The organism is Streptomyces sp. 1331.2 (assembly GCF_900199205.1).
Lineage (GTDB): Bacteria > Actinomycetota > Actinomycetes > Streptomycetales > Streptomycetaceae > Kitasatospora.
In genome coordinates, this window is record NZ_OBMJ01000001.1 from 4,810,791 (window position 1) to 4,822,871 (window position 12,081).

Annotated in this window: 14 protein-coding genes; 8 read left to right on the forward strand and 6 right to left on the reverse strand. The window is 70.6% G+C overall.

From position 1 onward, the window contains the following. Positions 1 to 7 precede the first annotated feature (7 nt). From CRP52_RS20660 to CRP52_RS20675, 4 genes are all read left to right on the forward strand, one after another. Positions 8 to 847, forward strand: coding sequence for a DUF4097 family beta strand repeat-containing protein (locus CRP52_RS20660; RefSeq protein ID WP_097237753.1), 840 nt, complete (start codon positions 8 to 10; stop codon positions 845 to 847). Beyond that, positions 847 to 1,773 (forward strand): ATP-binding cassette domain-containing protein, encoded by a 927-nt coding sequence (locus CRP52_RS20665; RefSeq protein WP_097237754.1) that lies wholly within the window; start codon positions 847 to 849, stop codon positions 1,771 to 1,773. The genes CRP52_RS20660 and CRP52_RS20665 overlap by 1 nt, the downstream gene beginning before the upstream one ends. After that, complete coding sequence (locus tag CRP52_RS20670) at positions 1,770 to 2,540, forward strand: ABC transporter permease (protein WP_097237755.1); 771 nt, start codon at positions 1,770 to 1,772, stop codon at positions 2,538 to 2,540. The genes CRP52_RS20665 and CRP52_RS20670 overlap by 4 nt, the downstream gene beginning before the upstream one ends. A 120-nt stretch (positions 2,541 to 2,660) precedes the next feature. Further along, complete coding sequence (locus CRP52_RS20675; RefSeq protein ID WP_143685794.1) at positions 2,661 to 3,239, forward strand: hypothetical protein; 579 nt, start codon at positions 2,661 to 2,663, stop codon at positions 3,237 to 3,239. Between the two features lie 79 nt (positions 3,240 to 3,318). Here the strand turns inward: CRP52_RS20675 and CRP52_RS20680 are convergent, their stop codons facing one another. Continuing rightward, positions 3,319 to 3,735, reverse strand: a complete 417-nt coding sequence (locus tag CRP52_RS20680; protein WP_097237757.1) for a hypothetical protein — start codon at positions 3,733 to 3,735, stop codon at positions 3,319 to 3,321. A 208-nt stretch (positions 3,736 to 3,943) separates the two neighbouring features. Between CRP52_RS20680 and CRP52_RS20685 the strand changes: the two genes are divergently transcribed. Further along, complete coding sequence (locus CRP52_RS20685; protein WP_097237758.1) at positions 3,944 to 4,690, forward strand: DUF6193 family natural product biosynthesis protein; 747 nt, start codon at positions 3,944 to 3,946, stop codon at positions 4,688 to 4,690. Positions 4,691 to 4,938: 248 nt separating this feature from the next. On the opposite strand, the gene CRP52_RS20690 is transcribed toward CRP52_RS20685, so the two are convergent. The 3 genes from CRP52_RS20690 to CRP52_RS20700 form a co-directional block, all read right to left on the reverse strand. After that, the gene (locus CRP52_RS20690) at positions 4,939 to 5,541 is read right to left on the reverse strand and encodes an HAAS signaling domain-containing protein (RefSeq protein WP_097237759.1); all 603 of its coding nucleotides are present in this window, start codon (positions 5,539 to 5,541) and stop codon (positions 4,939 to 4,941) included. After that, on the reverse strand, positions 5,538 to 5,945 hold the full coding sequence (locus CRP52_RS20695) for a PadR family transcriptional regulator (RefSeq protein ID WP_097237760.1): 408 nt from the start codon (positions 5,943 to 5,945) through the stop codon (positions 5,538 to 5,540). Before CRP52_RS20695 ends, CRP52_RS20690 begins: the two co-directional genes overlap by 4 nt. 480 nt (positions 5,946 to 6,425) lie before the next feature. Then, positions 6,426 to 8,144, reverse strand: a complete 1,719-nt coding sequence (locus tag CRP52_RS20700) for an immunity 49 family protein (protein ID WP_257032733.1) — start codon at positions 8,142 to 8,144, stop codon at positions 6,426 to 6,428. A 272-nt stretch (positions 8,145 to 8,416) separates the two neighbouring features. On the opposite strand from CRP52_RS20700, the gene CRP52_RS20705 reads away from it, so the two are divergent. Next, positions 8,417 to 9,931, forward strand: a complete 1,515-nt coding sequence (locus CRP52_RS20705; protein ID WP_257032734.1) for a serine hydrolase domain-containing protein — start codon at positions 8,417 to 8,419, stop codon at positions 9,929 to 9,931. Positions 9,932 to 9,976: 45 nt separating this feature from the next. Here CRP52_RS20705 and CRP52_RS40840 read toward each other — a convergent pair whose 3' ends face one another. Together CRP52_RS40840 and CRP52_RS20710 are read right to left on the reverse strand one after the other, a co-directional pair. Next, the gene (locus tag CRP52_RS40840; protein WP_373560508.1) at positions 9,977 to 10,198 is read right to left on the reverse strand and encodes a DUF397 domain-containing protein; all 222 of its coding nucleotides are present in this window, start codon (positions 10,196 to 10,198) and stop codon (positions 9,977 to 9,979) included. Then, complete coding sequence (locus tag CRP52_RS20710) at positions 10,167 to 11,030, reverse strand: helix-turn-helix domain-containing protein (RefSeq protein WP_107474902.1); 864 nt, start codon at positions 11,028 to 11,030, stop codon at positions 10,167 to 10,169. Before CRP52_RS20710 ends, CRP52_RS40840 begins: the two co-directional genes overlap by 32 nt. Before the next feature lie 218 nt (positions 11,031 to 11,248). Between CRP52_RS20710 and CRP52_RS20715 the strand changes: the two genes are divergently transcribed. Both CRP52_RS20715 and CRP52_RS20720 read left to right on the forward strand, forming a co-directional pair. Next, entirely contained in the window at positions 11,249 to 11,611 is a 363-nt protein-coding gene (locus CRP52_RS20715) for an ATP-binding protein (RefSeq protein ID WP_097237762.1), read from the forward strand. Then, positions 11,608 to 11,877 (forward strand): hypothetical protein, encoded by a 270-nt coding sequence (locus CRP52_RS20720; protein ID WP_097237763.1) that lies wholly within the window; start codon positions 11,608 to 11,610, stop codon positions 11,875 to 11,877. Before CRP52_RS20715 ends, CRP52_RS20720 begins: the two co-directional genes overlap by 4 nt. Positions 11,878 to 12,081: the final 204 nt, after the last annotated feature.

The window sequence follows — 12,081 nt, forward strand, 5'->3', positions numbered from 1 at the left end:
GACAGCCATGCCTACGTACGAGACCGACGGACCGATTTCCGCCACCCTGGACTTCGAGATCGGCTCGGTGTGGATCCGCGCGAGCAAGCGCACCGACGCCGTGGTCGAGGTCCGCCCCGCCAACGCCGCCAGGGAGGCGGACGTCAAGGCCGCCGAGCTGACCCAGGTCGGCTTCTCCGGCGGCCGACTCACCCTCAAGGGCCCCAAGCAGCGCACCGTGTTCTCCAACAAGAAGGGCTCGATCGAGGTCCTGCTCGACCTGCCGGCCGGCTCCGAGGTGCACGCCGAGTCCCCGATGGCGGACTTCGTCACCGAAGGCCCGCTCGGCGACTGCCGGCTGAAGGCCTCCATGGGCCGGATCCAGCTCGACCGGGCCGAGAACGTCCGGCTCAAGACCGACCACGGGGACATCCGGCTCGGCACGGTCACCGGTGACGCCGAGGTGTCGGGCGCCGGCCGGATCGAGGTCGGCACCGTCGAGGGCCGGCTGACGGTCAAGAACAGCAACGGCGACACCGAGATCGACGAGGTGCACGGCGAGCTGACGGCCAACGCCTCCAACGGCCGGATCCACGTCGGCGTCGCCCTGGCGGGCGTGGACGCCAAGACGGCCAACGGCCACATCCGGCTCGGCCGGGTCGTCCGGGGCAAGGTCGCCCTGAACACCAGCGTCGGGGACCTGGAGGTCGGCATCGCCGAGGGCACCGCGGCCTGGCTCGACGTGCACAGCAAGTTCGGCAGCGTCCGGCACGACCTCGGTACGAGCGAGGGCCCGGGCGACGCCCGGGAGACCGTCGAGGTCCGCGGTCAGACCCAGGTCGGCAGCGTCACCATCCGGAGGGCCTGATGTCGGCGATCTCCGCAGTCGGGCTGACCAAGTCGTACGGGGAGAAGGCGGTCCTGCGGGGCGTCGACCTGGCCATCCCGGCAGGCAGTGTGTTCGCCCTGCTCGGGCCGAACGGCGCCGGCAAGACCACCACCGTGCAGATCCTCTCGACCCTGATCCCCGCCGACGGCGGCTCGGCCCAGGTCGCCGGGCACGACGTGGCCCGGCAGGCCGACGGGGTACGGAAGGCGATCGGGGTCACCGGCCAGTTCTCGGCCGTGGACAACCTGCTCACCGCCGAGGAGAACCTCATGCTGATGGCGGACCTCCATCACCTCCGCCGTCGGGAGGGGCGGAGGCGAGCCGAGGACCTGCTGCGGCGCTTCGATCTCACCGAGGCCGCGCGCACACCCGTCGCCACCTTCTCCGGCGGCATGCGGCGCAAGCTCGACCTGGCGATGACGCTGGTCGGGGACCCGAAGGTGATCTTCCTCGACGAGCCGACCACCGGGCTGGACCCACGCAGCCGGCGCACCATGTGGGAGATCATCCGCGGGCTGGTCGCCGACCACGGGGTGACGATCTTCCTCACCACCCAGTACCTGGAGGAGGCCGACCAACTCGCCGACCGGATCGCCGTCCTGGACGGCGGCCGGATCGTCGCCGAGGGCACCGCCGAGGAGCTCAAGCGGATCGTCCCCGGCGGGCGGATCCGGATCCGGTTCGCCGACGCCGGTCAACTGGGCGCCGCCGCGGCACTGTTCGACTACGCCGCCGTCGACACCGAGGCGCTGAGGCTGGACATCCCGGGGGACAACTCCGTCCTCACGGTGAAGGCCGTACTGGACGCGCTCGACAACGCCTCCGTACGGGCCGAGTCACTGGTCGTGGAGACGGCCGATCTGGACGACGTGTTCCTCACACTCACCGGGGAGGGTGCGCGATGAGCGCGACGACGAGCTACGCGGTCAGCGACTCGCTGACCATGCTGCGGCGCAACCTCAAGCGCGCGCAGCGGTACCCGGCGATGACCTTCTCGGTCGTGCTGATGCCGGTGATGATGCTGGCGCTCTTCAACTACGCCTACGGGGGCGCCCTGGGAGCGGGGATCGGCGGCGGCAGCTACATCGACTACGTGACGCCGGGCATCGTCCTGATGACGGCGACGGCGGGTTCGGTCGCCACGGCGGTGGGCGTCTGCGTCGACATGACGGAAGGCATCGTCAACCGCTTCCGTACGATGGCGATATCCCGGTCGGCGTTCCTGGCGGGCCACGTGGTCGGCAGTGTGATCCAGACCATGGCCGCGCTGGTGCTGGTGATCGGGGCGGCCTTCGCGATGGGCTTCCGGTCGAACGCGGGCCCGCTGGAGTGGCTGGCGGCCGCGGGGCTGCTGATGTTCGTCACGCTGTCGCTGACGTGGATCTCGGCCGGCATCGGGCTGGTGTCGAAGACGCCGGAGAGCGCGAGCAACACGCCGCTGCCGCTGACCTTCCTGCCCTTCATCGGCAGCGCCATCGTCCCGCCCGACTCCATGCCGACCGTGCTGCGCTGGTTCGCCGAGTACCAGCCCTTCACCCCCGTCATCGAGACCCTGCGCGGCCTGCTGACGGGCACCGAGATCGGCACCAGCGCCTGGAGCGCCCTCGCCTGGTGCACCGGGCTGACGCTGCTCGGCTACTTCTGGTCGAGGAGCGTCTTCCACCGGCGGTGACCGGGGGTGCGGCCGGTGGTCCACCGGGCCCGGGCGGCGGAGCGAATCCGCTGCCCGGGCCTGCTGGCCATCCCGTAGTAAAGTCCCGGCAAAGGGCAACTCCGGGGGGAGCAAATGACGGTGACGCGCCGCAATCGGATCGTGTGGTGGCTCAGAGGCGCGGCGCTGGCGGCGCTTCTGGTGTACCTGCCGGGGTACCTGTCCTCACGTTCCGGCGGCCTGGTGGAGGTCGAGCGCCGGCTGAACCATCCGGTGCTGCTGATCGGCGCCGCGGTCGTCCTCCTGGTGGCCTCCGTGGTGGTCCGGTTCGAGTTCCGGACGCGATGGGCGCAGATCGGCTTCGCGGCCGTCCTGTCGCCGCTCATCGTCATCGGGATCGCGATCGGGACGTTGTCGTTCGTCGTCGGCGGTGACGGGCGGCTGATCGAACGCAAGCCCGGCCCGGACCATCCCGACCACGTGCTGACGGTCACCGACATCGCCTTCTCGATCGACCCGGTCTACCGCGTGGAGCTGCTGACCGGCGGCGGCTGGTCCGCCCGGCACTGGAGCCTGGGCACCTGGGGGGAGAACGACGGCTTCCTGAAGGCCGAGTGGACCGGGCCGGGCCGGATCACGGTGACCGCGACGCACGAGACCAGGGTCTACACCGTCGACGGGGACGGCCGGCCGGCCGGACCGGAGGTCACCCGCCGGTAGCGGCGGGCCGGTAGCCGGTAGCCGGTAGCCGGTAACCGGGGCCTGCCGCTGGGGTCTGCCGCCGGACGCGGCCGGGTGCTCACCAGCGGTCGATGCCCATGACCTTCGCCGCATTGTGGATGGCGTTGTAGTGGGGAATCGACATGTCGGACTTCTTCTGGCCCGCCGGCAGGTTCTTGTCCGCCGCGCGGAACTCGTCCCGGGCGGAGGCGAGCAGGCCGGTGCCGTAGGAGACCGGGACGTCGTTCTTGCCGTGGATCGGGTGCGACTTGGCGGCGGTCTGGCTGCCCGCGTTGGCGAGGATGCTGCGGGCCTGGTTGTAGGCGTCGGCCTTGACCGTCTTCGGATTGCGGACCTGCGCCTGCACGCCGGCCGCTGCCTGCACCCCGGCCATCGGCTGCGCCTGGTCGACGGCGGTGGCGACGGGTGCGGCGGCGATGCCGAGGGCTCCGGCGGTCACGACGATCGCGAGGGTGTTGCGGAGAAGCCTGTCCATGGGAAGTCCCTTGAATTGACGGAATGTCAAAGATTCGGTTCCACATCGGACTTGTGGACCGTACGGATGCGAACGCCTCGACCACTACCCCGGCCTCGCGCAGCGGAAAACCGCCTTCCGCTCGGGGAGTTCGGAAGCGATGCGATCAAGCCGTTTCTCGGTCCGCGGTCGTCGTATCGCCGTATCGCCGTATCGCCATACTTGCGGGATGGATTCTGAGCTCTACCCCGACCTCGCCGCCGCCGGCAGCCTGGGCGCGCTCCTGGAGCGGACGGCGGCCGAGCTGGCCCTGGACATCACGGTGATGCCGGGGTTGTGGGGTGTGACGTCGGCGGGCATCTCCGCCTCGGCCCCCGGCCGCAAGCCACTGGACGTCCACATCGGCTCCGAGCGGCGCTGGTTCGGCGTCACCGGCACGACCCATGGGATCGAGATGATCAGCGGTGCCACCACGGACCTCCGGGACGTCGTCCGGGCGGGCGTGGCCTGGGGGAGCGGGAAGAGCCTGCGGGACTTGCACGAGCTGTTGCCGTGGCTGGAGTCCAGTGAGTTCGCGCAGGCTGTCGAGCGCGGCCCGGCCGAGGCGGTCGACCTGGCCTGGGGTCGGCTCCGGCGGCAGGCGGCGGAGGCGCCCGAATTCCCGGAGTTCGGGGAGCTGGTGGAGGCGACGCATGCCGAACCGCGGCTGCGGCGGCTGTTCCCGTTCGCCAGCATGTGGCGCGTCGGTTTCCGGGCCTGCGTCGGCTTCCCGTGCTCGCTGGCGGTCTTCATCACCCCCGGGACGGAGACCCGCCCGTTCCTCGTGCAGTGCAGCCGCGGCCATGCGGAAGACCCGGAGTTGCGCGACCGGGACCTGACCGGCGAGGCAGCGACGGCGCAGGAGGCGGCCGCCCTTGCGGTGGCCCTGCTCCCCGCCGGCCTCGGCCCGGCCGTCATCGGGTCCGACGACCTGTGAGAGGTGACCTGTGAGCGGTGACCTGTGAGCGGCGACGTGTGGGTGGTGACCTATGAGCGGTGACCTGTGCGCGGTGACGCCGTGGAGAGCGCCGGGCAGCCGGGCTTGGACGAGATCGAGCGGTGGTTCGTCGGGGTGGCGGACGGCCGGGTGAGCCGGAACGAGGCCGACCGCTGGGCCGTACCTGCACGACGAGGCGCAGGTACGGGAGTGGCTGGTGGAGTTCCGCCGCCGCCGGGGCCGCTGATTCAGCCCGTGGCGGCGGCGCCGCGCAGGCGGGCGGCGGAGCGGGACAGCAGCGCCGCCGCGACCAGGACCGGGCTGAAGCCCACCGCGCAGGCGGCGAGCAGGTTGACCGGCGTCAGCCCGCCCGGCAGGGCGGCGAACACGGCGCCGGCCAGCGGAGTGGTGAGGACGGGCGCGAGCAGGAGCAGAGCAGCCTGCTTCTTCTGTCGACGCGTCCACACCTGGGACCTGGAGACCCGGGTGGCGGCGATGACGGCGGCGGCCAGCGCCAGCGCGGGCCCGACGGCCGGGACGAGCAGCAGAGGGAACGGCAGTACGGCGAACAGCAGAGTCAGCTTCGTGCGGCCGGACGCCTCCGGCTCGGGCCGGGTCATGCCCTCCTCCTGGAGTGCGGCGTCGGCGATCCGCCGGGGACTGCCCAACTGGTCGAGCACGGCGCGGACGGCGGCTTCGTCGGTCGGGTCGTGCTCGGCGAGGGTGACCTCGATGTGTTCGCGCAGGTCGGCCAGGAGCTCGCGGCGGCGCTCCTCGGGCAGCGGCGCGGTGTAGCGGGTGACCGCGTCCAGATGGGCGCGGACCAGGGGGTGCTCGATGGGGTTGGTCACGGGTTCTCTCCCGGGGCGAGGTCGAGGTCGAGGTCAAGGACGTGGTCGACGGTTTCGCGGAAGGCGGGCCAGAGCGCCGCGAATTCCTGTAGCGCTTCCCGGCCGGCGTCGGTGAGCGTGTAGTAGCGACGGGACGGACCGCTGGCGGAGTCCCGCAGGAAGGTGTCGGCGAGGCCGGCACGGCGCAGCCGGGACAGCAGCGGGTAGATCGTGCCCTGGCTGGTGGCGAGCATGGGGTACCGGCCGAGCTCCTGCAGCAACTCGACGCCGTAGCGCGGCCCGTCCCGCAGAAGCGCCAGCACGCAGTACTCCAACACGCCCTTGCGCAACTGGGTCGCCACCGGCCCATCGGAAGCAGCGGACGCATCGGAAGAGCCGCCCGGGTTGGTGATGCCAGGTACCATGCATCACAAGGTAGCAGGCTAAGCAAGACAGCGCACGCACTAAGCCGCACACGGGGAAGCCCGGCGCCGACGGCGGCTCACATCGCCTCATCCCGAACGCCAGAAGTCGGCCGACCCGACTTCTGGCGCCCGAGCAGATGCGCCGGGCATCCGGCTTATCTGGAAAGGGAATATGTAGACCGGTCGGCATATTCTCCCGAGTCGGGCGCCCCGCACAGGAAGTCGGCCTGGCCGACTTTTGGTGCAGGCTCGCCCGCCCGATGCCGCCCCGGCGGCCCGGGCACCCACGATATGTAGACCGGTCTGCATATTTTCTGGCGCGCGGGCTGCCGGCCCTCGCATAGGAAGTCGGCCTGGCCGACTTCCTATGCGAGCGGCTGCCTGGGCCGGAAGAATCAGTAGACCGGTCGACATATTTCATCCGAGGGCCTAGCCAGGGTCCGGGTCCCGGCCCGGGCCCCGGGCCTGCCGGCGTCGCTGCTACGCGAGGAGGCGGGCTGGGAGGTACGGGGAGTCGACGTGGATGGTCCAGCCTCGGCGGCGGGCGTGGCAGGCGAGGGCGAGGATTTCGAGGTTGAGTGCGGCGTCGGAGTCGGTGGCGCGGTCGGCGACGGAGTGGTGGTCGCGGTGGGCTTCGAGGGCGTCGACCAGTGCCAGGTTGAAGCTGGTCTCGTCGCCCTCGACCAGCTGGGAGAAGAGGACGACGGGCGGCGGGGCGAACCCCCAGTCCTCGGCCCGCTTGAGGTCGCGCAGGGCCTGTTCGGTGGCCGGGAGCGGGTCGACGCCCCGGAAGTAGTCGTGCAGGGCGACGCGGTAGGAGGCGAACGCGGAGCGGTCGGCGGTGGAGTGGGTGGGGCCCGCGAGGACGATCGGGGCGAGGTCCTCGCGGGCACCGCTGATCAGGGCGAGTTCGAGGGCGAGCTGCCAGTGCCCGGGCCCGGTGTCCTCGCCCCGGGTGGCGGGGTAGCGGACCGTACGGCCGTCGATGGTGACCTCGGCCTCGGTGCCGGGCTCGGCGAGGGCGGTGCGGAACAGCGCGGCGCCCAGCTGGGAGGCCAGGCGCAGGCCGGCGAGCTGGGTGTCGGTGACGTCGGCGGACTGGGATGCGCGGGCCTGGAACAGGAGCGCCTGCTTGCTCAGGGCGCGGGCGAGGCGGGAAACGGTGTGGCGGTCGTCGGGCCCGGGGTTGACGGCCTCCCGGGTGGCCCGCTCGTACAGCGCCTCGCTGTCGGGGTGGATCGGGAGGGCCGGGGTGGGCCGGTCGACGTGGAAGGGCCCGGCGGCGAGCCGGGCGGCGGCCTCGGGGAGCCGGTCGCGGCCGAGCGCGGCGACGCGGGGGCCGGAGGTCGGGAAGCCGGTGATCACGGTGCGCGGCAGGTAGTCGGTGTCGACGGCGGGGAGCCAGCCGTGGGTGCGGTGGGCGAGCGCGGCGAGGGCGAGGGGGAGCAGCGGGAGGAGGCTGCGGGGGAGGGCGCCGCCGGTGCGGTCGAGGAGGGAGTGCAGCCCGGTGTCGAAGGCTTCGCGGTCCTCGGCGGCGAGGGCGCGCAGGGTGTGCAGCGCCAGGGTGGCTTCGCTGTCCCGGTCCTCGATCTGCTCCAGTGCGGTGTCGATGGCGGCGAGCCGCTGTTCGGGGGTGTCGGCGGCGGGTGCGTCCTCGGCGTCTCCGTCGCGGGTGTCGCCGAAGAGGTGCGCCATGAAGCCGTTGGCGAGTTGGGCGGCGGAGTAGCCGCCGCCGGCGGGCATGGCCTGCCAGGTGAAGGCGAAGGCCTCGCCGTGCCGGGAGACCTTGTCGGAGAGGATCGCCAGGCAGAGCGCGTCGAGCCAGTGCTGTGGGAGGACGGTCCTTCGGCGGAAGCCCTCCTCCGCGTCGTCGGGGTCGTAGCTCATCCCGAAGTTGGGGTAGTCGAGGAAGACCTGGAAGCTGTCGTACGAGTAGTACGCGGCGAAGGAGATGGCGCCGGCGGCGGCCTCGGTGGCGTCCTTGAGGACGGCCTTGGCCTCGGGGGTGTCCAGGGCCGGGGACTCGGCGGAGAGTGCGCCGAGGTAGTCGAGGAACTCGTCGGTGATCAGCCGCCATTCGGTGGCGGTCATCAGACCGGCGCGCGAGTAGGAGTGGACCATGCGTCCGATCCGGTTGACGAAGTCCTCGCGGGCCGTCGAAACCGCCGACTGGTCCACCTGGTGACGCTCGATCCGCACAGCTCTGCTCCTCGTTCCCTTGCTTGGCCGCCAGCCTAGGCGCGGGGGCCGACAGCGCCCGGTGTGGGGGCGGTGGAAGGCCGCAGAGTTTCAAACGGTGTTTGAAATGGGTCGTGTTCGCGCTAGTGTCGTGATCGGCAGCAACGGACCCAGTCGGGGGCGAAGCCCTGTATCCGTAGGCCACGGGGGAGTTGACGGTCGCTTCGGCCGGCCGCGCGGATGTCGAGTCCACCGCTGCCGCACCCGACCGTCGTGACCACGAGGGAGAACACATGACGGAAGACCTGAGCCGCGCAGTGTCCAGGGTCGTCGACCAGGAGGTGGCCAAGCTCCTGGAGCGGACGGAGCGGGACGTCGCCCGGACCGTCAACCGCGCGCTGGGCGTGCCCGAGTCGATGCCGGAGACGCCGGCCTTCGACGCCGCCCGCTGGCAGGCCCGCCTCGACGAACTGCTCACCGCGCACCGCATCCACGGCGCCACCCTGGCCGTGCTCGCCGGCGGCGAGATCCACGAACTGGCCTCCGGCATCCTGCACTCGGAGACCGGCGTCGCCGTGACCACCGACTCCGTGTTCCAGATCGGCTCCGTCAGCAAGGGCTACACGGCAGCGATGGTGGTGTTGCTCGCCGAGGCCGGAAAGCTGGACCTCGACGCCCCGGTGGTCGACGTCCTGCCCGAGTTCGCCGTCGCCGACGCCGAGGCGAGTCGGAGCATCACGCCGCGTCAACTCCTCAACCACACCAGCGGAATCGAGGGCGACTACGTCAACGACACCGGCCGCGGGGACGACTGCCTGGCCCGCTACATCGAGGGCGCGCGGAACGTCGGGCTGACCAACCCGCCCGGGGCGACGGTCTCGTACTCCAGCACCGCGTACAACGTCCTCGGTCGGATCGTGGAGGTCGTGACCGGCGGCACCTGGGACGCGGCACTGAAGGAGTTGCTGACCGGCCCGCTCGGCCTGGAGCACACCATGACCCTGCCGGAGGAGGTGCTGCGCTTCCGGGCCGCGATGGGGCACATGGCCGACCCGGGTGAGGAGCCGGTGCCCACCCCGCTGTGGAACATGCTGCCCCGCTCGGCCGGCCCGTACGGCGGGATCTGCGCGACGGCGGCCGATGTCGCCCGGTTCGCCAGGCTGTTCGTGGACGGGGGTCTCGCTCCGGACGGTACGCGGGTGCTGCCGGCGGCGGTGGTCGAGGCGATGCTGAACCGCGAGGTCGAGATGCCGGACCAGTGGTTCCTGGGGGCCCACTGGGGGCTCGGCTGGGGACTGTTCGAGTGGGACGGCGTACGCGGGTTCGGTCACGACGGCAGCACGTTCGGGCAGCTGGCGTACCTGCGGGCGATGCCGGAGAAGGGCGTCGCGGTGGTGCTGCTGACGAACGGCGGGGGAGCGGCGCCCAAGGTGTTCGAGGCGCTGTGCAGGGAGCTGTCGGCGGAGTTCGCGGGCGTGACGATGCCCGGCTTCGAGCCGCCCGCGGAGCCGGTGGCGGTCGAGGTCGGGGAGTTCGTCGGGAGGTACAAGCGCGAGGGCTTCCTGATGACGATCGGGGAGGCGGAGAGCGGTGCGCTCACGCTCACGTACGAGGGGGCCGACGGCCTCGCGGGGACGTTCGACCCGCTGGTGTGGGAGCTGACGGCGGTGTCGCACACGCCGGCGAAGACGGTGTTCGCGGGGCGGAGGAACGAGAAGGACGCGTGGATACCGGTGGTGTTCTACGCGCTGGCGGACGGCAGCCGCTACGTGCACTTCGGCGTCCGGGCGACGGCGAAGGCGGCGTGAGGGAAGGGCGGGCCGTTCGAGGAACGGCCCGCCCGCCCGGTGAGGTCAGACGTCGAACTCCCCGGCACGGATGGCCGAGACGAGGTCACGCCATTCGTCGGTGGTGAGTTGGGCGATGGCCTCGGGCAGAAGACTGCTGCGGACATAGACGGCGTCGGGGCCTATGGCCACCTCCGGGCAGCTTGAGCCATCGGGGCAGGCTTCCGGTCGCTTCCAGCGAAGTGTTTCCATGGCGCTAGATCTCTTTCTTGATGAGCCTGATGGCATCGCGAGACTTGCTCTCGGTGAGAGCCCGCTCCGTCATCTTGTCGATGATGTGACGGTAGTTCTCCATCTGTCGCTGCTCGTGGAGGAACGCAGGACCGCCGACCGCATCGAGCTGGACGGTGTCGAGGCGAGGCACTGGGCCGTTCGCATAGACGATGCCTTGTCCCGCCCCCATGAAGCCGTTGGTGCCGAAGGTGATCACCCGAAGAGTGACGTGGGGCAGCTCCGAGTACTCAAGCAGCTTGTCCATCTGTCGTTTTGCGGCATCACGGCCTCCGAACAGCATTCGCAGGGCCGCTTCATGGACCAACGCCGAGTACGGTTCGCCATCTTCCCGCATCAGGAAGGCGGAACGCTGGACTCGATGCTCTACACGGGCTTCCAGCAGACGTGGCGAGAGCGGCGGGTAGAGATCTCGGAAGATGGACCGTCCGTACTCCTCGGTCTGCATGGCGCCTGGGACGTGCGAGATCTGATAGGTGCGCATTCCCTTGGAGAAGTACTCGACCTCCGCGATGTCCAGGAAGCCGACCGGTACGGAGCCTCGGTACTCCTCCCACCAACCCCTGTGGCGTTCTTCGGCCATGGCCGCGAGTGCTTCTACGAAGGCGTGATCGCTCTCCTGGTATTCGCTGGCGAGCATCCTCACCCGCTCAGCGCTGATCGGGTACTGCCCCTTCTCGATCTGGGTGATCTTCGTTCGGGCAAACCCGAACAGCGCGGCAGCGTCGGCGGTCGTGCGGCCGGCACAGTCGCGCATCTTCCGCAGCTCAGTGCCTACTCGTTCCTGCCTGGCTGACGGGGTGGTTCGTGGTGGCATGCCCCCAAGCATCCATCTCGATCCCGTGAAGGGTCCAGCAATCCATCGATCGAGTGAAGGGCGGGGTAGAAGTACCCCTACATGTACCACCGATGCCCTACAGTCGGTGATGCACCGATCACCGATGCGGGCGTCAGTAACGCTGCCTCGCACCGCAGAGCATCCTGTCCGGACTCGCTCACGGCGACAGCCCGCTCACCTCAATCCCCCCTCATTCCAGGGAGATTCCTGTGCGCAACCTCAACTCCCCCTCCCTCAGCCTCTCCCGCGACGCCCTGCGCGACGGCATGACCCGTGCGGGCTGGCCGCCCTCCTCCATCGCGGACGCCGAACTCGCCATGGTCGAGCTGATCGTCAACGCGTGGCGCCATGCGAACACGACCTCCCCGGTCGTCCTCATCCTCTTCCTCGCCAACACCCTCCGGGTCACCGTCTCCGACCGCGGCCCGGACCTCCCGGAGCAGCAGCCCCTCTCCGTCCTCGCCGAGGCCGGCCGCGGCCTCCAACTCGTCGCCGGCCTCACCCACCGATGGGGCGTCGACCCCCAGCACCTCGGCAAGACCGTCTGGTTCGAACTGGACGGTGCCGCGTGAGCGCCCACCACCCGCTCCACCCCGCCGACCCGGCCCTGCTCCACCTCACCATCCGCCAGCTCTCCGAGCTGATCATCGAACTCCGCACCGAGGGGCGCGAGTTCGGCCTCCTCTGGCCCTCCGCCGCCCCGGGCGAGACCAACCTCCACGGCCTGCGCCTCATCAACCTCGGCAACATCCCGGCCAGCACCCTGATCAACCTCCTCGCGCTCCTCCGCGAGTACAAGCGCAACCGGGACACCCACCACCGATGCTCGGACTGCTGACCCTCAACCTCGCGGCTGCTCTCCTCGGCGCCCTCTGCGAAGTCCGCACTCGCCACCTCCGCACCGCCACCCTCGCCTGACCGCACAACGGGCCCCCGCGCACCGTCTCCCGGAACGGCGTCGAAGCCGCCCATCGGTGGTGGCCCGCCGATGACCGCCCCGGGCCCACACGACTGGGCCTGACCGTCATGCCGGACGGTCACT